The sequence below is a fragment of the Dickeya sp. Secpp 1600 genome (assembly GCF_003049805.1).
Classification (GTDB): Bacteria; Pseudomonadota; Gammaproteobacteria; order Enterobacterales; family Enterobacteriaceae; genus Dickeya; species Dickeya fangzhongdai.
In genome coordinates this window covers 3,057,034-3,079,479 of sequence record NZ_CP023484.1, presented here as the reverse complement: position 1 = coordinate 3,079,479, position 22,446 = coordinate 3,057,034, and the positions used below count along the sequence as shown (strand labels likewise).

General features: G+C 57.0%; 7 protein-coding genes. 4 read left to right on the top strand and 3 right to left on the bottom strand.

Annotated features, from left to right (window positions below; all coding sequences use genetic code 11):
• Nucleotides 1-11 precede the first annotated feature (11 nt).
• Nucleotides 12-1,610, top strand: coding sequence for a carbohydrate porin (locus CPA59_RS13600; protein ID WP_107759698.1), 1,599 nt, complete (start codon nucleotides 12-14; stop codon nucleotides 1,608-1,610).
• Nucleotides 1,611-1,708: 98 nt separating this feature from the next.
• Nucleotides 1,709-2,851 carry an alpha/beta hydrolase gene (locus tag CPA59_RS13595; protein WP_369831435.1) on the top strand — a complete coding sequence of 381 codons (1,143 nt, stop codon included), beginning with the start codon at nucleotides 1,709-1,711 and terminating at the stop codon, nucleotides 2,849-2,851.
• Between the two features lie 448 nt (nucleotides 2,852-3,299).
• On the opposite strand, the gene yajD is transcribed toward CPA59_RS13595, so the two are convergent.
• From yajD to CPA59_RS22990, 3 genes are all read right to left on the bottom strand, one after another.
• Nucleotides 3,300-3,647, bottom strand: a complete 348-nt coding sequence (gene yajD / locus CPA59_RS13585) for an HNH nuclease YajD (RefSeq protein WP_100849728.1) — start codon at nucleotides 3,645-3,647, stop codon at nucleotides 3,300-3,302.
• Between the two features lie 285 nt (nucleotides 3,648-3,932).
• On the bottom strand, nucleotides 3,933-4,427 hold the full coding sequence (locus tag CPA59_RS13580; RefSeq protein ID WP_038919435.1) for a hypothetical protein: 495 nt from the start codon (nucleotides 4,425-4,427) through the stop codon (nucleotides 3,933-3,935).
• Nucleotides 4,428-5,195: 768 nt separating this feature from the next.
• Nucleotides 5,196-5,471: a hypothetical protein gene (locus CPA59_RS22990; RefSeq protein WP_167389534.1), complete on the bottom strand. Its 276-nt coding sequence runs from the start codon at nucleotides 5,469-5,471 to the stop codon at nucleotides 5,196-5,198.
• On the opposite strand from CPA59_RS22990, the gene CPA59_RS13575 reads away from it, so the two are divergent.
• Entirely contained in the window at nucleotides 5,385-21,449 is a 16,065-nt protein-coding gene (locus CPA59_RS13575) for an SDR family NAD(P)-dependent oxidoreductase (RefSeq protein WP_107759694.1), read from the top strand. The two genes, CPA59_RS22990 and CPA59_RS13575, sit on opposite strands and share 87 nt — an antisense overlap.
• On the top strand, nucleotides 21,446-22,435 hold the full coding sequence (locus CPA59_RS13570) for an NAD-dependent epimerase/dehydratase family protein (RefSeq protein ID WP_107759692.1): 990 nt from the start codon (nucleotides 21,446-21,448) through the stop codon (nucleotides 22,433-22,435). Before CPA59_RS13575 ends, CPA59_RS13570 begins: the two co-directional genes overlap by 4 nt.
• Nucleotides 22,436-22,446 lie beyond the last annotated feature (11 nt).

Below are 22,446 nucleotides of genomic sequence, written 5' to 3'. Positions count from 1 at the left end.
GGAATGAGAATATGAAAATAAAAAATAGCTATTTGGTGATAGCCAGTCTGTTATATCCGGTATCGTTTATTTCCACAGCGGCGCCATTAACAGTTGAACAACGACTGGCGGCGCTGGAAAAAGATTTACAGGAAACCAAACAGGAGTTGCAGCGTTATAAAGAACAGGAGAAGAAAAATAAAACCATCACCCTGGTCAGGGATAATTCCGCCGCCAGTACGGGGAATAAAAATAATACCGGCAGCGCAGCGAAAACCGCTACGCCGATCGCAGATAACGCCTTGTCTTCTGTGGCAGTATCACCCGACAGTCGCGCTTCCATGACATTGCATGAACTCAGCCAGTATGTAAAAGAGGATATCGGTTTTACCTATTCCGGTTATTTCCGTTCCGGCTGGGCCACCGGTTCGCAGGGGTCGCCCAAATCCTGGGCCATTGGTTCGCTGGGGCGATTTGGCAATGAGCACACCAGTTGGTATGACCTGATCCTTAAACAACGGGTGTTCAACAAAGACGGCAAATCCGCCTATGGGGTGATAAAACTGGACGGTAACGTCGGTCAGTCCTATTCCGGCGGCTGGTTTGGCGAAGACAGCAGCAATGAAAACAAATTGCAGTTCTCGGATATTTATCTCACCACCACAGGGTTCCTGCCGTTTGCGCCGGAGGCGGATTTCTGGGTCGGCAAGCATGCGTTGCCGGTGTATGAAATTCAGATGCTGGATTGGAAGAGTAATAAAACCGACTCCGCCGCCGGCGTAGGGGTGGAAAATATCAAAGCGGGCGTCGGCTCTATTGACTTGGCGCTGACCCGTGAAGACATCGATGTTTATAACCGCGACCTAACCAAATATCAGCAGATGAATACCAACGCGGTCGAGGCACGCTATAAAGGCATTCCGTTATGGAACGGCGCCAGCCTGATGATACTGGGGAAATACGCGATGGCTAATAAAAACGATACCCAGAAAAGTAATGAAGCCAACAACAACTATTTTCCGATGAAGGATTCCTGGCTGGGCGGCGTGGTGCTGCGTCAGGCATTGCCGAACAACGGCTTTAATGAGTTTACCGCCCAGATGGCCAATAACTCGATTGCCAGCAGCCTGGCGCGCTATGCCGGATCCAGCCCGTTTGTGGCGGTGAACGGTAAATACTACGGCGACCACAGCGGCGGCACGGCGCTGCGTCTGATTTCGCAGGGGGAGATGTATCTGCGCCCAGATGTGATCATGGCTAACGCGCTGGTGTATACCCGCGGGCAGGATGTCTACAGCTATGACACCGGCGCCCATACCGATTTCGACAGCGTGCGCGCGGTGGTCAGACCGGCCTACATCTGGAGCAATTACAACCAGAGCGGCGTCGAGCTCGGCTATTTCAGCCAGACCAACAAGAATCAGGCCGGGAAGTATTTTACCGAGTCAGGCTATAAAACCACGTTGTTCCACACCATCAAGGTCGACACCAGCATGCTGGCTTCCCGTCCGGAAATCCGCTTCTACGGCACTTATATCCGGGTGCTGGATAACGAACTGGATCAGTTCACCTTTGCCGATAGCAAGAAAAATCAATTTACCGCCGGCGTTCAGGCTGAGGTCTGGTGGTAAGCCCCCAGACACAGCCCGCCCGTTTTTACCCTGTACCAATAAAAAAGAGGTTGAGAATGAAAACCAGGAAAACCAGTCTGTGCCTGTTGCTCTCCGCATTGAGTTTATCCGCGCCGCTGGCGGCGCTGGCCGACGCGGGCGCTATCCCGGCGCTGCCGCGCGCCGACGTGGCGACCCGGCACTACCTGTCGCAGGTCAACGCGGATAACAGCATTACTTTCCGGCTGTTTGCGCCGGACGCCAAATCGGTAAGCGTGGTAACCGGCGCGACGCCGGAAACCTGGGTCGCGCACCCGATGACGAAAAACGATCTGGGCGTTTGGTCGTGGCGCAGCGAGCCGCAGCGGCCCAACCTGTACGAATACTTCTTTAATGTGGACGGCTTTCGCAGCATTGATACCGGTTCGGCGTTGCCCAAACCGCAGCGTCAGGTCAACACCAGCATGATTCTGGTGCCGGGCAGCGTGCTGGATACCCGGGCGGTGCCGCATGGCGAGCTGCGCACCGTGACGTATCACTCGGCGTCGCTGAAATCGGAACGGCAGGTCTATGTCTGGACGCCGCCGGGTTACACCGGCACCGGCAAGCCGCTGCCGGTGCTGTATTTCTACCACGGGTTTGGCGATGCCGGTGATTCCGCCGTCACGCAGGGCCGCATCCCGCAGATTATGGATAACCTGCTGGCGGAAAAAAAGATTACGCCGATGCTGGTGGTGATCCCGGATACCGAAACCGATGTTTCCGACGCCATTCCGGAGGATTTTCCACCGAAAGAGCGGCGCAAGACGTTTTATCCGCGTAACGCGGCGGCAGCCGATCGTGAGCTGATCCACGACATTATTCCGCTGGTCAGCGAACGGTTTAATGTGCGGCGCGATGCCGACGGCCGGGCGCTGGCCGGGCTGTCGCAAGGCGGTTATCAGGCGCTGGTGTCCGGGATGAGTCATCTGGAGCACTTCGGCTGGCTGGCGACCTTCAGCGGCGTGACCACCGAAACGGTGCCGAACGCTCAGGTCACGGCGCAGTTGGGTAACGCCGCCGGCATCAATCAGCAACTGCGCAATTTCACCGTGGCGGTGGGCGAGAAGGATACGGTGACCGGTAAGGATATCGCCGGGTTGAAAGCGCAGTTGGAACAGAAAGGCGTGAAATTCGATTACCGGCAGTATCCCGGTTTAGGGCATGAAATGGACGTCTGGCGGCCGGCGTACATCGAATTTGTGCAGAAAGTCTTCAAATAACCACCGTTGTCAGACTGCTGACAAACCCTATAAGTGCAAAATGACGGGTTTTCAGGCGTTAAAACTGTGCTGAGGTGGGTGACTTCGCCGGATGCGCGGCAGGGCAGCCGCGCAAGCCCGTGACGTGTTGGACAAAACGTCGGGAACGTTTTTGAACAGCGTTTACGCTGACCCGAAGGGCGAGCCCCAGGGATGGGGCGAGTAACCGCGTCACGGGCGGTCCGAACAGCGAAGGCAAACGCCGAAGGAACCGCGCAGCGGCACAGTTTAGCCATCAGCTAGTGGTCAAGGAGAGGTGGCGTTTGAGTAACCGTGTTGCCAGTCAAGTGTTTCAACTGGCTACCAACCCATAATTTGTATTAGCTCAGATTTGAACTGACATTTTTGTGGCTCAGGACCATACCTAATCTGACGGACAACTTTGTGCCAGAAACGGCCGTTGCTGGCACTATTTCTTCTTATTAAGCATCGACTTTAAATCGGCAAAGGGATTATAGGTGGCTGCGCCAACATCTTTTTGCGCGTCTTCCCCCGCCACAACGGTTGTACCGTACTGCTCGGCTTCAGTGTACTTCGCGTGTTCGTGGTCATGGCAATACAGACACAACAACTCCCAGTTGCTGCCATCTTCCGGGTTATTGGTATGGTCGTGATCGATATGGTGAACCGTTAATTCGCGTAGGTTTGAATAAACAAACTCCCGTGAGCAGCGCCCACACACCCATGGATAGATTTTTAGTGCTTTCTCACGGTAACCGCTTTCCAGCCGCGAGTAGTTTTTTGGGATCAAAGCCATTGCCGATGCCACCTGTTATAAAGAGATAATTTTACAATATATCCCATATATGGAACAGAAATAGACTGTTCGTCGTAGTCCGTTCCCCCGCTCGTTGCCGACTGTCAGGTTTAATCGTGTTCTAACACAGAACACTGCCAGACCAAGTTTGAGCCAATACACGCACGAAACTATTCACTTTCACTGACAAAATTCACTGACCAAACAACATTCATAAGACAACATGGCTGTTTGTCAACAGCCCCACGGTCACGGGCCCACGGGCAGGGTATCCTGCCCGTTTTTCTATTTAATATTCAAATCTTTATAGCGCCCAAAGATAATATAGGACCGGAGGGTGAAAAACCCGACAACAGCTCCCGAAGAGACGGCTAATAGCAGAATCATGGGAATGCTAAGAACATGATCAACCGCAATTTCCTGACGATAACCAATATAATAACGAAGAGGGAAATAGAGTAAAAAAATTGTAATAATAGAACACGTCCCCGGCACAGTTATTGTGCCTTCCTTACTGCCAGGGCTATAGATCTGAGATGAAAAAATTCGCTTTGCCGCAATCCCACCGACAATACAGCCCAATAACCATATCAGACTTGAAGTCAGGATGTTGCCTTGTCGTAGTAAAGAGATAATCGAAAAAACCATAAAACAGCCTGGGATAAGTAACAGCAGCTTAATGCTAACCTCTTTTTTAAAACAAAAACTTATACAATAAAATGTAGTTGAAACCAAAAGCACAATTACCCACGCAGGCATCCCTGTTACAATCTCTAACATAATAACTCCATTTAAAATATGCTATTCATCAGTAATAACAATTTGTCATCAATAACGCCATCAATATAGATAAAGGCCGTTTTTATGTTAGCTGACCGTCGTTGGTTGAACAAATAAAATCATTTCGTCCTCAATCCGGTTTTTTGTAATTTTTAGTATAAATAAGATTATTGTATGGCCAGGACGCCGAACGGTAGCCTCTGTCGTCCCTGTTCACAGGACATAATGTGTTATCAAACGCCGGGTATTGAGCACAATAGATTAACGCTCCCCAGGTAAAAGTCGTTGTTATATTTTTTAACGCGCAGCATTAATCATGGTGATAATGAATTCTTTGTATGCTAATTAATGTTGGTGGTCTTGATATGACATTTTGATGATGTTTTTATGACAATTTTATGATGCTTAAATATGTATTTAATAATTCGCAAGCGACTTAATTAAGATCTGGTAGATAATGTTGTGAAAAATATTTGCATTCCGTTATCTCATTAGTGAAATTTATTTTTTATGGTTTTTTCATTCTGAATATAGCGTAAGTTGTGTTTTTTTGTTTCAAGCATAATTTGATAAAAATCAGTATCTTATTGTTTTTCATCATTCGGATTTTTCTGATTGCATAGCCGTTATTTACATATTGACAAAAAAATTAAGAAAATTGCATTAGGTGGGTGAATGTTTTTGATGCAGTATTCGTTAAAACCATTTATTTAATGAAAATCGGATATCAAACTTGTTGATCTGCTAATGAGTCATACGTCGGAAAGACTATATCAAAAATAATTCGAATTGCAGGAAGGCGCGACGCAGCGAATCCCCAGGAGCTTGAACAAGTAAGTGGCTGGGGTGAGTGAGTAAAGCCAATGCGCCTGCAATTTGAAATGTGACGGGTATATTTGGTGGCTCAGGTGATGGCATCAATTCTTGCGGAAAATAATAAACATATGGACATGGATGATGGGTATGGATATTGCAATTATCGGGATCGCTTGTCGGTTCCCTGATGCCAATGACTACAATGAATTCTGGCAAAATATAATTCATCGGCGCAATTCGGTTGCTGAAGTTTCTGATGCTAACAAAGATACGTTGCCGTATAACCGAAAATTTTTACAGTGGCCAGACGCCAGTGAAAAACGATGGGCTGCTTTTGTTAATAACGTTGATGGTTTTGATAATCAATTCTTTGGCGTTATTCCTAAAGTTGCCGAGACAATGGATCCACAGCAACGGATTATGTTGGAACTTACCTGGTCTTGTTTGGAAGATGCAGGTATTCCTCCGTCAACACTGCGGGGGCATAAAGTCGGTGTTATTCTTGGTGTTTTCAATAACGATTATAAAGAATTACAGGAAAACACCAATGCGCCAATAGAGGCGCATCATTCTACGGGTACGGCAACATCTATTATTGCTAACCGTATTTCACATTTCTTTGGCTTTCACGGCCCGAGTATTGCCATTGATACCGCCTGTTCGGGTTCATTAAATGCGATTCACAGTGCGATTCAGGCAATCACTAATGGTGACTGCGATGTTGCTATTAGCGGCGGCGTGAATCTTATTTTAACCGCCACCCGGCATCAGTCTTTTGCCAAAATGGGAATGCTGTCGCCTACCGGCGCCTGCCACTCTTTTGATAGCCGTGCTGATGGTTATGTGCGTGGGGAAGGGGCGGGGGTTTTATTACTGAAGCCATTAGATAACGCGCTGGCTGACGGCGACGTTATTCACGGGGTCATCAAAGGCAGCGCCATTAACCATTGCGGCACCACCTATACGCTCACCTACCCAAGTGCCGAAGCGCAGGCGGAGGTGATTATTGCCGCCAATACGCACGCCGGCGTGCCGGTGCGTTCCATTGGCCTCATTGAGGCGCACGGAACCGGGACGCCGAAGGGCGATCCCATTGAGTTTGAAGGGCTTACCAACGCATTCAGCCGGCTCGCTCAGCAACAGGAAACCTCGCTGGATGAAGCTTTCTGCGGTGTGACGTCCGTTAAGAGCAATATTGGTCACCTTGAAGCGGCAGCCGGCGTTGCGGGCATCATCAAAGTATTGCAGGCTTTTAAACACCGCAAACTGCCGCCATTACGAAATTTCTCTGCGCTTAACCCTAAAATTGACACGACTTCCACGCCTTTCTTCTTCGTTGATGACGCCCGCGACTGGCCGCGTATTGATGCTGATACGCCGCGCCGGGCGGGGGTGAGCTCGTTTGGATTCGGCGGAACCAATGCCCATATCGTGCTGGAAGAAGCCCCTGAGCCGGTGAACCCGTCGCATCAGGACAACCAGCCTACGGCGGATACCCCTTATTTGATTGCGCTGTCTGCCAAAAGTCCGGCGGCGCTGTTGCAACGTCAAAAAGAGTTGATCGACTGGCTGGGTGAGCATCCCGAGGTATCGCTGAATGATGTGAGCGCGACCTTGCTGACTTGCCGCGATCACTTCGCTTATCGCTATAGCTGCGTGGGCCGTGATGGCACGGCGATTATTCAGGCACTGACGCAGGCGGCGGAGCAAGGCCCGCTGGCGTTGCAGGAACACGCGACGGATGATACGCAGGCCATGGAAAACGCCTGCGCTGAAGGGGCTGCTGTGCTTGATGCGATGCGCGAGGCGGATGCGACCGTAGCGAACCGGCTGTTGCAGCAACTGGGGGAATGTTATCAGCGTGGCGTGCCGCTTGATTGGGCCCGGCTATTTGACGGCGAGCGTCCAGCGCGCATTGCGTTGCCCGGTTACCCGTTTATTCATACGTCGTTTTGGCTGAGTGATGGTTACCGTACCGATTCCCCTTTCCCGGCGCTACGTGGCGCGCGTCACCGTGTGGTGAATGTCGGCAGTTCCCGTTATAAGGCTCAGCTTCAGGGCAATGAGTTTTTTATTGCCGGTCATCAGATCGGCGGTCAGACGATACTGCCGGGGGTGGCCTATCTGGAGCTGGTCCGTGCCGCCTTTACTGATGCCATTGATTTAAAAGACGTCGACGCGCTACGTTTCTCTCAGGTGGCCTGGTTAAAGCCGCTTGAGTTCCATGATGTCGCGACGGAACTGTACATTCAGCTTGATCCGCATGAACCCGGTAAACAGTGGCTGTTCCAGGTCCTCGATCACGAGCAAACGCTTTATTGTCGGGGAACTATCGGGTTTTCCAGAACTATCGGGTTTTCCAGGGAAGCGCGCCCGGCGTTGCCGACTGACGATGCGCATACACGCGATGCGATGGCCTGCTATCAACTGCTTGATAGTTTGCAGATGTGCTACGGCGCGGGGCTGAGGTCTATCCGTCAGATAACTTTCGATGACCGCGCCTGTGTGGCGCATCTGGTTCTGCCGGATGCGCATAGCACTGACTCGCATAGCACTGACTTTGTGATTCATCCGTCTTTGGCTGATGGCGCCTTGCAGGCTGCGGTGGTCTGGGCGACCGAGAAACGGCGTGCAGCGCTGCAGGAGAACGAGCCGGGGGCGCTGGTCATTCCCTTCGCGCTGGAAGGGCTGGAGTTATTGCGTCCTTGCAGTTCGGCGATGACCGCAACCATGACCTTGTCTGGCGAGCATACTACCCGCGATGGCGTCTTCAAGGTTGATATTCATGTCAGCGAGGCGAACCATCCTGAACGCGTGGCGCTGATATTCCGTGGCTTAAGCTTGCGCGTTCTCGGTGACAGCCTTGCTGCAACAGATCAGGCGAAATCCGAACATTCACCGCCTGCGCTGCCTGAAACCGTCAACCTCTATCAGCCGTACTGGATTGAAAAACCGGTGTCAGACGCTGATGAACCGATGGAGCAGGTGGTGCTGGTGGGCGGTGAACAGGATGTTGACTGGTTCGCCAACCTCATCGCGCAGTCGGAAAATCCGCCGCAAATGCAGCGGATCCTGTTGGCATCAACGCCTGATGTGAGCCGCGAACCGGATCGCGCGTGGGTTCGTGCGGGCAATCATGACGACTTCATCGCGGCGGTGGATGCGCTGTTGTCGCAGGGGGCTACGTTTGAACGTGTGCTGTGGGCCAGTGCGCCGCAGGCCGGCGCTGATTTTGCAGCTCGTCTGAACGACGGCCCGCATAGCCTTTTTGCCCTGACGAAGGCAATGATGCGTAAGGTTAAGAAGGCCCGGTTTGTCCATTTCCATCTGGCTGACGAGAGCCTGCCGGATGTCGCTGCCATCAGCGGCTTTTATCGGACGTTGCGTGTCGAAAAACCGGCCTACATTGGCCGTGTGGTGCACTGTGATTCGGTTGTGGAGGGCGCGCCGGATACGGGCATCGTCATCCCGGCGTTGATCAAAACCGAATTCAGTGACGTCTCCAAAGATGCGGATGTGCGCTATATCCAGGGCGTGCGTCGGGTGCGTCGTTTTGTCGTCGACGCGCCGTTGTCTGCCGCTGTCCACGCGTCATTGCGTGCAACGGATGCGGCGAATGTGGATGCGGTTAACCAACCGGTATCCGCCCCGGCGGCCTTGCGCCGACAGGGAACCTACCTGATTACCGGCGGGTTAGGCGCGTTAGGGCTGATTTTTGCCCGTTTCCTGTGCTCGCGCTATGACGCAACCGTTTATCTGAGCGGGCGCTCCGCGCTGGATGAAAAACGACAGCAACAGCTTGATACGCTTCATGCGCAGGGGGGCAATGCCATTTATCTGGCGTGCGATATGAGCGACCCTGATAGCGTTCATGATTTGATCGCAACGATCCGCGCATCGGGCCGCACGCTGAACGGCATCATTCATTCTGCCGGCGTCATCGAAGACAACTTTATTCTGCGTAAAAGCCCTGACGCGTTCGGGCGGGTCATTACCCCGAAGGCCATCGGCACCTGGCTGCTCGATGAGGCCACCAGCGACTTGTCGCTCGACTTTTTTGCGCTGTTCTCTTCGGTGACCGGCGTGCTCGGCAATATGGGCCAATGCGATTATGCCTTTGGCAATGCCTTTGAAGATTACTTCGCTTACCAACGCAATGTCCGGCAACAAGCAGGAGAGCGCAGCGGTAAAACCCTTTCGCTGAACTGGCCTTACTGGCAGGACGGCGGTATGCGGCTGACCGAGAAAGAAGCCGATTTCCTGAAGAGCCAGTTCGGGATTGTGCCGCTGCTGACCGACGACGGCATCGCTATTTTCGACTATGCCCTGCAAAGTCAGGCGTCGCAGATAGTGGTGATGCCGGGCGTGCCGGGTGAACGTGCGCGCATTGACGAGGTGCTGGGCGTTGTCGAACCCGCGCCGCAGCCTCTGCTGTCTGACCCGGCGGCGGCTGCCACGACTGATGCCAATGACCCTCACGCATTGCAGGATGTGGTGATCCGCTATTTGTCCGACTTGTTTGCCAAAAAGTTACACATCCCGCCGTATTTCGAGCGTCATGGCTTTTTTCGTGATTATGGCTTCGATTCGGTGGTGGTGATTGAACTGGTCAATGAGTTGAAAAACACCTTCGGCAGCGCGTTGCCGATGACGCTGTTCTTTGAATATCAAACCATGGACGAGCTGAGTCGCTTCCTGCTTGAAAACTGTCAGCAAGCCTGCCGTGGTTTGCCGGGCGGCGCACCGGCGGGCACTGGCGCGCCGCCTGCGCTGCATACCACCTCGTCGGCGGCGAATGCAGTACGTGCAGCGGCGCCAGCGCACCGGACGACGCAACCGAGGGTAAACGATGACGATATCGCCATTATCGGTATCGCCGGGCGTTACCCGCAAGCGGATAGTCTGGAGCAGTTCTGGAGCAACCTTGCTCAGGGGCGCGACTGCATCATCGATATTCCGTCCGATCGCTGGGATGCGCGTTGGTTTCAGGCCGGCGCGGCAACGCCAGGGAAAAGCTACAGTCGTTGGGGCGGGTTCCTTTCTGGCGTCGAACGCTTTGATTTCCGTTATTTCAATATTTCGCCGAAAGAAACGGAAATTATGGACCCGAACGAGTGGCTGTTCCTTGAAACGGCGACGCACGCCATTGAGGATGCGGGATACACCGCGGATCAACTGGCGCCGTTGCAGGCTGGGCGTGAGAACCGCGTCGGCGTCTATGTCGGCATCATGTGGGGGGATTACCAGCTTCATGCCGTCACCAGCCCGGAGAACGAGTGGACCACCTCTCACTCGTCTTACTGGTCGGTGGCAAACCGTGTTTCGCACTTCTTCAACTTCTCCGGCCCCAGCATGGCGCTGGATACGGCCTGTTCATCGTCATTGACGGCGATCCATATTGCGTGCCATGCCATTCGCAGCGGCGATATCTCGGTTGCCATTGTGGGCGGCGTCAACCTGTCGTTGCATCCTTATAAGTATCATCTGTTATCCAATATGCACTTCCTCTCTTCAGACGGTCGCTGCCGCAGCTTTGGCGAAGGCGGCACCGGGTATGTGCCGGGAGAAGGGGTTGGGGCGGTGGTGCTGAAGCCGTTGTCTCAGGCCCAGGAAGATGGCGACCATATCTACGGCATCATTCGCGGTACGGCGGTTAACCACGGCGGTAAAACATCGGGCTTTACGGTGCCTAACGCGAAACGGCAGGCGGAGTTGATCGCTGAGGCGCTGGAGACAGCCAATGTCAATCCGCGTCATATCAGCTATGTCGAAGCGCATGGCACCGGCACCAAACTTGGCGATCCGATTGAAGTCAGCGGCTTGAATAAGGCCTTTTCGATTGCCGGAGAGAATACCAAATACTGCGCCATCGGCTCGGTCAAGGCCAATATCGGGCATCTGGAAGCCGCCGCCGGCATGTCGGCGCTGACCAAAGTGCTGCTACAGATGAAACACCAGACGCTGGCGCCGTCCATCCAGTCAACGGCGATTAACCCGTTTATCGATTTTCAGGGCGGGCCGTTCCGTGTGCAGCAATCGCTGGAACACTGGCAGCGTCCGGTGCTCGACGTGACGCAGGAGGATGGTCAGCGCGTTAGCCGGGAAATTCCGCGTATCGCAGGCATCAGTTCGTTCGGCGCGGGTGGCAGCAATGCGCATCTGATCGTCGAAGAGTATATTGCGCCGCCGCCTTCGGCCGCTGACCCGCGAAAACCGGCGTTAATCGTGCTGTCCGCCCGTCGTGAGGCGGCGTTGCAGACGATGGCCGGGCAACTTGCCGACGCTATTGAACGCCATCCTGAACGGTCGCTACAGGATGTGGCTTATACGCTACAGGTTGGGCGCGTTGCGCACGAATACCGACTGGCTTTGGTGGCAGAGGTCGCGGCGGATGCGGTCAACATGCTGCGAGCGTATAGCCAGCAGCAGTTATCGGGATTGATCACCGGCCATCGCGACAACGCGCGTCAGGCGACCTCGACGCCGCCGTTGGCCGAGTGGATAAAGCAGGGGCGCCTTGGCGCGCTGGGCGAAGCCTGGGCCAATGGGCATGCGGTGGAATGGCGCCAGTTACACGCGGCGCATGCCCGTCGGCGTGTTTCTCTGCCCGGTTATGCGTTCCAGCGTCAGGACTGCTGGGCGCCGACCTTGCCCGCCGCCACGCTGTCAGGCTCCGCCGTGCCGGGCGCTGCTGCGCTGCACCCGTTGATTGACGCCAATATCTCCACGCTGGCCTCGCAGGCATTCCGCAAGCGGCTGCGTGCCGACGAGTTTTTCCTGAACGATCACCGTCTGGGCGATAACCGCATTTTGCCCGGCGCGGCCTATATTGAGATGGCATTGAGCGCCGGCGAGCTGGCGTGGCAAGGCCATGTGTTGCCGCTTACCGGCGGCAGGCCCCTGTTTGCGCAGGTGCAGCATGTTCAATGGCGTCAGCCGATTATGCTCGCCAGTGATGCTATGGAGATAGACATCTCGCTGGCGCCATCGCAGGGGGGGCTTGATTTTGAAATTTACCGGGCGGACGGCGAGCAACGTCATATCTATGGCTGTGGTCGCTTGTGTGACGAGACATCGCCTCAGCCAGAGCCTGCCAACCTGCAAAGGTTGTTGACCAACGGCCAGGTTTATCAGCGTAACGATATCGATGTGGCTTTCAAACAGCGTGGCTTTACTTTCGGCCCGACGTTTAAGGTGCTTGAGTGTTTGTACGCGAATGCGGAAGAGGCGCTGGCGGAGCTGAAGTTTCCTGACGGCTTGCAGATAACGCCGGTTGTGCAGCCGTTTATCCTGCCGCCTTCGCTGCTGGATGGGGCATTCCGCACCGCGCTGGGCATCGGCGGTTTTAGTGCAACGGCGAAGACGCTAGAGGTACCGGTGGCGCTGGCACGGTTGCAGATATTCAGGCCGATCGACGGTGTTTGCTATGCCTACGCCCGCCGCGACAACGCGCCCGGTTCGGCGACGGCAAGCTACCACATTGATTTGCTGGATAGCATCGGCAATGTGGTGGTCAGGCTCACCCAGTTGCAAACCCAGGCAGTGCCGCATCTGGGCATGAACGCTTCACGCGTCGTGACGCCGACGAAATCCACCGCGCCAATGCGTGCCGGCAATGCCGATGCGCCTCAGCCGGTTGCGACGACGCCGGCGATTTCTGCCTCGCCGCGCCAATCGTCCGGCACCGGTTCTGCGCATGATGCCGTCGTCAATACGTTAATCGCGCATGTCATCGAGGTGACCAAGCTGGATGCGGGCGAAGTCACCGCCAGCGGACCGTTAGCGAATTATGGCCTGGACTCCATGATGATTCTGGCGCTGAACGAGAAACTTGCCGCTGCGTTTGATGGCCTGCCGCAAACCCTGTTCTATGAATACCAGGACCTCGCTTCACTGGCGGATTTTCTGCTGGAAAACTACCCTGAGCAGGTGACGGCGCTCGCCGGCATCGCGTCGGCTGCGAGCGTGGCGGCGCCGGTGAGAGTAGGTACCCGCCCGGTACGTGACGACGTGTTGGATTATCTGATAGCCAGCATTATTGACGCCACGAAGCTTGATGCGAGCGAAGTGCGACCGGCTACGCAGTTGTCGGATTATGGCCTGGATTCCATGATGATCCTGGCCCTGAACGGTAAACTGGCGGCCACCTTCGGCGAGGTGTCGCAAACCCTGTTCTATGAGTATCAGGACCTCGACTCACTGGCCGATTTCCTCTGTGAGAGCTATCCCGAACAGGCTGCCGCCTTGCAGTCTGCGGCGGCGAGAGCCACGCCAGCGCCGGTAGCGTTGTCGCAGCCCAACGTCAGTCACGCTGCTGAACCGGATGGCGTGGTTAAACCGGATAGTTCGACAAACCCGGTGGCGGCGATCGGTGATGTGGTGTTTGACAGTTTGACGGCGGCTGTCGGTTCGGCGGCGGCAAACTGCTCCGTACTGACGCCGCTCTGGCAGTGGCCGCTGGATACGATCGATCTCATTCGCTTACAGCATGAGCTGGATGCGCGTGTTGCCGGCGTTGATGCCGCCGCCGTCTACCGTTATCAAACGCAGGCTGACTGGGCCGACGCGATACAGGTCGCGCAGCAGCCAGCGTCTCAGCACCCCGCCGCGACGCCGGTATCGTCCTCACGCCCGACGTTGGCCAGTCTGTTAAATCATTCTCGTCTTGATGCGCTGCGGCGTAATGCGCCGGGCGAAGCCGGATCGGCTGGTGTGAAAGATGACATTGCCGTTATCGGGCTCAGCGGCCGCTATCCGGGGGCCGGCAATGTGGATGAATTCTGGGCCAATCTTACCGGCGGCGTAGACAGCGTCACCGACATTCCCCTGTCACGCTGGGATTACCACCAACATTATTCGCCGGAGCGGGGGCCGAAGAATAAGGTCTACAGCAAATGGGGCGGGTTTATCGATGGTATTGATCAGTTCGATAGCCAATATTTCAATATATCGCCCCGCGAAGCGGAGCTGTTGGACCCGCAGGAGCGGCTGTTTCTGCAAACCGCCTGGGAGTGTATTTCGGACGCCAGCTATTCCCGTCATGCCCTGAGCAAGGCACAGGTCGGCGTCTATGTCGGGGTGATGTGGGCGCAGTATCAATGCATTGAAACGACGGAGAAACAGCATGAATCCGGCTGGGCCATGTCGTTGCACTCATCGGTCGCCAACCGGGTTTCCTTTTACTTCAATCTGAATGGTCCGAGCGTGGCGCTGGATACCATGTGTTCATCGTCACTCACCGCGCTGCATATGGCGTGCCAGGCGATCCAGAACGGTGACTGCAACATGGCGATAGCCGGCGGCATCAATCTGATCGTGCACCCGATGAAGTACTACCAACTGGGGCAAAACCAATTCCTGTCCAGCGATGGGCGCTGCCGCGCCTTTGGCGAAGGGGGCGATGGTTATGTTCCCGGCGAAGGGATGGGGGCGGTGTTGCTCAAACCGTTGCAACAGGCGATCACCGACGGCGACCAGATTTATGGCGTGATCAAGGCAACGGCTATCAACCACGGCGGCAAAACCAGCGGCTTTACCGTGCCGAATCAGGCGGCACAGAGCAACGTTATCAGCACCGCGTTAGCACGGGCAGGCTGGAACCCCGCCTCAGTGGATTATATTGAGGCGCACGGCACCGGCACCATGCTGGGCGACCCGATTGAAATCTCCGGGCTTGCCAAAGCCTTTTCGACTATCAACGCACAACGTAACGTACCGCAGGAGATCACCCTGCCGGGGCATTGCCGCATCGGCTCGGTGAAAAGCAATATCGGGCACCTTGAGTCTGCCGCCGGTATCGCCGGGTTGACCAAGATCCTGCTACAGATGCGTCATCGTCAGATTGTGCCGTCGCTGCACTCACAGACGCTGAATACGAAAATCAACTTCGTTGCCTCGCCGTTTCGCGTGGTGCAGTCGCTTGAGCCGTGGGAATCGGCGGCTGATCATCCGCGCCGCGCCGGCCTGAGCGCCTTCGGTGCGGGTGGTTCGAACGCCCATGTGTTGATAGAAGAAGCGCCGGCATTGGCAACGGCCGGCCTGCGGAGTGGCGAGCCGCGGTTGTTCGTGCTCTCGGCGGATAGTGAAGCGCGTTTATCGCGGTATGTAGAGCGCATGGTGCGCTTTCTCGGTCAGGCGGTACGTGAACCGCAGACGGCGCCTGATTTTGACTCGCTGGCCTTTTCTTCGCTGGTCGGGCGCGATGCCATGACGGAACGCCTCGCCGTGGTGGCGAGCAGTCTGGGCGACTTGCTGAGTCAGCTTGAGCAATACCAGCGCGACGGCGCGGCGAAACAGCTGTTCCGTGGGCGGATTGCCGGCGGCAGCGAGCGTCTGGATACCATTCTGGACGGCAAACAGCTTGATGAGCTGATCACCGGCCTGATGCAGGAACGTCAACTGCTGCGTTTAGGGCGGTTGTGGACCACGATGCTGGATGTGAACTGGCCGCAGTTCGCGCCAGCACTCTTTACTGGCAATGGTGCGGCGAGCGCGGTGCGCCGGGTGTCATTCCCGCCGTTGCCGCTGATGACGCGTAGTCACTGGCTGGCTCTGCCTGCTGAACAGGATAGACAAGGCCGCGTTAACTCGCTGCACCCGTTGATCGACGAGAATATTTCAACGCTGTCGCAGCAGAAATTTACCAAACAGTTGACCGGGCAGGAGCGCTATCTGCGCGATCATGTGGTGGGTAGCCGTGACGCACGGATGATCTTACCCGGTTCGGCTTACATCGAAATGATCCATGCGGCGGGCCAGTTGGCGATGGAAAGCGACTGGAGCGTGGCGTCAGTCCGCAACCTGATGTGGATGAACGCCATTCAGGTAGACGGCGAGCCGGTGGCGGTGGAAATCTCTCTGGCGCATGCCGGCGGCGATAACGTGCAGGTCACCATCCGTAACCGCCACACCGATGCGCTTTCGCTGGAAGCCGAACTGGTCTATCGCCCGGACACGGACGCGCCTGAAGAGGAGTGGATCGATCTTGACGCATTGCGTAACAGTGGCAAACACGACAGCGATCAGGCCGCCATCTACGCCGATTTTGCCAAAATGGGCTTTGCCTATGGCCCGAGCTATCAGGTAACGCGCGAGCGTTATCGCTTTGCGGATGCGGCGCTGAGCCACTTGTGCCTGCCGGATGGCCTACCTTCTGCCGATGCGTTTTATCTGCATCCGTCACTGTTGGACGGGGCGCTGCGTACCTGTCTGGCGGTGGGGCTGGAGCCGGTGGAACACGCCACGCCTATCGTGCCGTTCTCTTTGGGGGAGCTGGAGTTCCGCCACCCGCTCGGCGCAGAGTGCTATGCCTATGTCACGCCAGCCCAATCGCAGACGGCAGGCCAGCACCTGGGCAGCGCCATTCAAAAGCACGACATTACGCTGGTGGATACCACCGGCCGGGTACTGGCGCGTCTGAAAGACTTTGCCGCCCGCCGGCTGGAGAGTGATGCCGGCAATAAGGCACCGTCTGTGACGTCACAAGACGTGCAGTACTACGCCTATGAGTGGCAGGCATCGCCGCTGCCGGAGCGCGTATCCGGTACGGCGGTGAATTCTGAAGCGGCGCGGGTGTTGGTGCTCAGTGATGACGACACCCTGGCCGAGGCGCTGCGCGTGCGTTACGGCGATGACGCCAGCGTGATTGCGGCGATGTCAGCCAAGGCGTTTACCCAGCACGATGCCCATCGATTCAGCGTCGATACGCAATCCCAGGCCAGCGTACAGACATTGTGCGAGCAATTGGCGGCACAGCAGCTGTGGCCTACCCACATTGTGCATGCCATCGGCGCGGATAAGCACTTTGACGACTTGCCCGTCGCAGGCGCGGCGTCGTTATTGCATGCGGGATTGCAGTCGCTACGGCACCTGTTTGTGGCGCTGGAGACGGTAAAACCGGGGCAGGCGCTACGCTGCGTGAACGTTTATACCGCACAAGCGGAGCAGGTTGAGCCACAGCAGGATGCGCTCAGCGGCTATGCTCGCTCGTTGCTGACGATTAACCATCGCTTCGAGCTGTTCACCTTGCGTAGCGATGCGGATAACGCCACTACGCTGGCGAATGACGTTTATCAGGAGTTCGTACAACGCCCGATTCCGCTTGCCGGCGTCGAGGTGGCCTATCGGCAGGGTATCCGCTACCAGCGTCAGCCTGGCGAAATCACCCCGCCGGATGCCGACGGTATGGGAAGCCAGCCGCACCTGAATTTTGTTCATCGCGGTCACTATGTGATAACCGGCGGCGCCGGCAAGCTGGGGCTGCTGATGGCGCATTATCTGGCGTCCCGCTATCAGGCTCGCATCGTGTTGAGCGGCCGTTCGGCCCAGCCGGACGAGACGGTGCAGCAGCAATGGGTGGCGATGCGTGAGCACGGTGCCGAAGTGCGCTACATCGCGGCGGATGTGGCGCTGGAAGGGCAGGCGAAAGCCTTGATTGCCCAAGCCAAAGCGGCGTTCGGCGCGGTAGATGGCGTGCTGCACTGCGCGGGCGTCGCCAGCGCAACGCCTATCACGGCACTGTCGGATGCGGAGTTTTATGCGCTGATTGGCCCGAAGGTGGACGGTCTGGTCGCCCTCGACCGTGCCACGGCGCAAGAGCCGCTCTCTGTCTTTATCAACTTCTCTTCCGTTTCAGCGGTACTCGGTGATTTGGGATCTGGCGCTTACGCCGCCGGTAATCGCTTTATGGATAGCCATGCGGTATGGCGCGACAGCATGGTGAAAAAAGGGCTGCGCACCGGCCAGACGCTCTCGGTCAACTGGCCGCTGTGGGCCAGCGGTCAGATGAACATCGAGCAGGAGGATGCCAGCCTGTTTGAGTTTTCCGGTATGGCGGCATTAGGCCAGGACGCGGGCATTATCGCCCTCGAACGCGCCTTGCTCGAACAGCGTTCGGCATTACTGGTGGCGGTCGGCGACCGTAGCAAGGTTGCCCGCTCCCTGCGCATTCAGGCCGAGGCGATGGCGCTTCCTATCCCGCAAACCGCGGTGAGTGTCGTGACCGAAGCGCCGCGTCATCAGCCGACAGCGGCGGCAATGCAGCCCGGCGATAGCGCTTATCTGCACAGCGAACGCGCGCTCAAAGAGCGGATTTCCACCATCACCAAACTGCCGGCCAGCGATATCGCGGTGGACGCCACCTTTGAGCAGTTAGGGATGGATTCCGTCATGCTGATGGAACTGCGCGCGGTGCTGGAGAAAGAGTATGACGGGCTGCCGAAAACCGCGCCGTTTGAGTTTAATACCACCGCCAAACTGGCCGGGTATCTGTGTGAGCGTTATGGCGTAACGCCGGTGAATGATGGGGTAGCGGCGACGCGGCCGCATCCTGCTGCCGAAGCGGTAGATAGCCATCACGCCGGCGCGCCGGCTGCGGCGGATATCAAACGGACGATGCCTGCCGCCGCCAGGAATCCCCTGCGTTCACGGACGATGCGTACATCATTGTCGTCAGCCGCCAGTGCCGTCGGTTTTAATGCCGAAAGCGACGCCGTGGCGATTATCGGTGTGGCGGGCGAGTTCCCCGGCGCCGAGAATCTGGCGGATTTCTGGGCGGATATTCAGGCGGGCAAAGAAAATCTGACCACGATTCCGCAGGCGCGTTGGGCTATCACGCCGGACGATAACGGCAATCCGCATTACGTGAATCGCGGTGGTTTCCTCAACAACGTGGATTGCTTTGATCCCGAGATGTTCCGCATGAGCAGCGAGGAAGCCAGTCGCCTCGATCCGCAGGTTCGTGTGTTGCTGCGTAGCGCCTGGCATGCGCTGGAGAACGCGGGTTACACCCCGGCTGCGCTTAACGCGCAACAAGTCGGCGTGTATGTCGGGGCGATGAACGAAGATTTTACCTGGGTGATGGCCGAGATTTACGCCCGCACGGGGCGCTATCCGGGCGCCGGGTCGGTTGTCAGTGAGCTGGCGAATCGCATTTCGTTTTTGATGAATCTGCGCGGGCCTAGCTTCTGCGTTGCCACCACCTGCGCCTCATCGCTGACGAGCGTGCATGTCGCGCGCAAAGCCATCCTCGGCGGCGAATGCGATATGGCGCTGGCAGGCGGCATTAATCTGAGCCTGCATCCCAGCAAATATATGTTGCTGCAGGAGATGAAGGTGCTCTCTGCCGACGGCAAGGAGCATACCTTCGATGAGCGCGCCAATGGCCTGATCCCGAGCGAAGGCAGCGGCATGGTGGTGCTCAAACGCCTGAGTCGGGCGCTGGCTGATGGCGACCACATCTATGGCGTGCTGCGGGGTTCCAGCATCGGCCATGCCGGTACCGGGGCGGGGCAATACCTGCCGAACCTGACGGTGATGGAAGACACCGCCGTTCGGGCTATCAACGAGGCGCGTATCGATGTTAACGAACTGAGCCACATCGAAAGCCACGGTGCGGCGACCGAATTGGGCGACCCGATTGAGCTGAAGGCATTGTCCAACGCGCTGCGTCGTCAGACTAACGCGCAGCAGTTCTGCGCGTTGGGCACCAAAGCCAACCTGGGGCACATGGAAGCCGCATCGGGCATCTGTTCGTTGATTAAGGTGCTGTTGAGCATGCAGCACGGGCGTCTGTCGCCGTGCGTCAACCTGCACCGCATTAACACCTCGTTTGAACATGAAACCTCGGCGTTCCTGTTCCCGCGCGAGGCGCAGGAATGGCACGCCAATGCCAGAGGCACGCGTCTGGCCGGGATCAACGCCTATGGTATGGGCGGCTCTACCGCCTTTATGGTGGTGGAATCTGCCGAGGAGGTGGTAAGGCAGCACGCCCGCCACACCGCGACTGGCAGGGATAACGCGCCAAATAGTCCGCAAATCGTGGTGTTGTCGGCGCTGTCAGCGGAGCGTCTGGCGGCTTATGCCGTCGAGATGCGTGACTTTGTTAAGCAACAAGGCCGTGCGCTGTCGCTCGCTGACCTTGCCTACAGCAGCCAGATTGGGCGCGTCACGCTGGACCATCGGCTGGCGATCGTCGCCACCAGCATGGATGAGCTGGTGGCAAAACTGGACGGCTTTATTGCTCAACCGACCGCTGAACATAGCCTGCGGGAGATGTATAGCGGCAACGTACGCCACAGCAAAGACGTCCCGCAACTGATCGCCGGCGAGGCGGGTAAGAGCTTTATCCGTGCGCTGGTGCAAAACCAGCAGCTCGCCAACGTTGCCACGCTGTGGAGCCGAGGCTGCGACATCGACTGGAGCCTGTTGCACCACGGGGAACCTCGCCGTCGCGTGCCGTTCCCCGGCTATCCCTTTGCGAAAGAACCCTGTGATCTCTACGCCGCGCTGCGCCTTGACGCGCCGCAACGGCAAACCCCTCACCGCGACCCCGTGGTGGCTGATGCCGCAGACGCGCTCGCCCCGTTAACCGTGCCGCAGACATGGTTTGCCCGCACGTTGCCTGTGGGGGCGGTAGACGTTCGTAATGATGAGTCATTGCAGGCGTTCTGGGTGGAGCAGTTACACGCCAAAGAGGACGTGGGTTCGTTGACGGCGTCGGTATTGCTCGGCGGCGCCGCTGTGCAGGACGGCGAGGCGACTCAGCCGCTTAGCCTGTCTGTGGAGCAGCTAATCGACCCTGACACGGTGACGGCGGTGCAAGTCTGCACCCAGCGTCAGGAAATCGCGCTGGAAACGCTGGTAGCCGCCGGCTGGGCACTGCTCATCAATCGTCATGCGCGGGTCAAACAGGCGCAGTTTGGCCTGATCCGGCATGTTAATGACGACCGTTTCCAGATGATCCCCGCCCGTATTCAGGTGGTTGGCCGCTATAAGACCGCCGCCTGGCTCAACGGCGTTGAAACCCAACTGGAGAAATGCCTTGAGCATGCCGGGGCCACGCTTGAGCAGATAGCGCACTGGGTGGGCGATGCCGGACAGTTCGATAGCGCGGTGGCGCTCCTGGCCGACGGTATCGAGGTGAACCCGGCTATCCCGACGTTGTTTGCGGCGCACCCGCAGCTGCGTCTGGCGATGTTGGTCCGCACTGAGGAGAACGGCGTGCAGGTGCGTCTGGCGTGCCGGGGCGTGGATACCCAGATAGCACAGCTCAATCAACTGCTTGAGCAGTTCGTGCTGCTGCTGGAGGGGCTGGCCCGTCATCCTGATAAAAATCCGGCGGCGCTGCCGATGCGCAGTAAAGGGGAAGGGCGTAAGGCCTTTTTGAAAACGCTTGAAAAACTTCATCAGCAAGATCAAACACTATGAAAATACTGATTACCGGAGCAAACGGATTTGTTGGGCTCAACGTGGTAAAAGCGCTGGTTGCCGCCAACCATCAGGTAACGGCCTATGTGCGGGCGACATCCAACGTGAGCTTTCTGGAACCTTTCGGCGTCACCCTGGTGCGCGGCGAATTACAGGATAGCCAGCGCCTGCGCGCCGCGATGGCCGGGCACGACGGGGTGATCCATACCGCGGGCAATACCAGCAGCAACCCGCGTGACTGGCCGCTGCTAGCAGCCGTTAATGTGGAAGGGACCCGTTCGGTGATTGAGGCGGCGCTGGCGAGCGGGGTATCTCGCCTGGTGTATACCAGCACCAGCTCGACGATAGGGGCGGATAACGACCCGGCCGCCGAGGCGACTGAAAACACGGCGCTTGCCGGGTTTCGTGCCAAAAATCCGTATGCCCAAAGTAAGTTGCAGGCGGAGGAGCTGGTGTACCGCGCCTGCGATCGCGGCTTGTCCGCCGTCATCCTCAACCCGACGGAAGTGCTGGGGGCTTACGACTATTCCATGCAGTGGGGACGCATGGTGCTGGCTGTCGCCTATAACCAGCTGCCGTTCCTGCCCCCCGGCGGCGCCAGTTTTTGTGGCGCGAGCGCGGTGGGTGACGCGCACGTCAGTGCCTTGACCAACGGCAACGCCGGCGAGCGTTACCTGATTGCCGGAGCCAATACCCGTTATAGCGAGCTTATCAACACCATTGAAGCGGTTGTGCCGTGCAAGGCGAACCGGCCTCAAACCCCTTATTCGTCTGTCTATCTGAAAACGTGGCTTCAGGAAAAACTGCCCTGGCTGGTGCGTGGCGAACCGGTGCTGGACGCCTATCGTCTGCGTGTTTTCGGCGGGGTTTATTACTTTAGCAGCGCCAAAGCAGAGCGTGAGCTGGGCTATCAGCCTTCTCCCTTAAGCCAGATGGTGGATGAGTGCGTGTCCTGGTATCGGGGCAACGGTTTTATTGCGTCTTAGCGAGCGGAAGC

Bases quoted from the DNA above. Each gene is read 5' to 3' on its own strand.
- CPA59_RS13600 (WP_107759698.1), top strand. From the start codon at position 12: ATGAAAATAAAAAATAGCTATTTGGTGATAGCCAGTCTGTTATATCCG.
- yajD (WP_100849728.1), bottom strand. From the start codon at position 3,647: ATGGCTTTGATCCCAAAAAACTACTCGCGGCTGGAAAGCGGTTACCGT.
- CPA59_RS13580 (WP_038919435.1), bottom strand. From the start codon at position 4,427: ATGTTAGAGATTGTAACAGGGATGCCTGCGTGGGTAATTGTGCTTTTG.
- CPA59_RS13575 (WP_107759694.1), top strand. From the start codon at position 5,385: ATGGGTATGGATATTGCAATTATCGGGATCGCTTGTCGGTTCCCTGAT.
- CPA59_RS22990 (WP_167389534.1), bottom strand. From the start codon at position 5,471: ATGAATTATATTTTGCCAGAATTCATTGTAGTCATTGGCATCAGGGAA.
- CPA59_RS13570 (WP_107759692.1), top strand. From the start codon at position 21,446: ATGAAAATACTGATTACCGGAGCAAACGGATTTGTTGGGCTCAACGTG.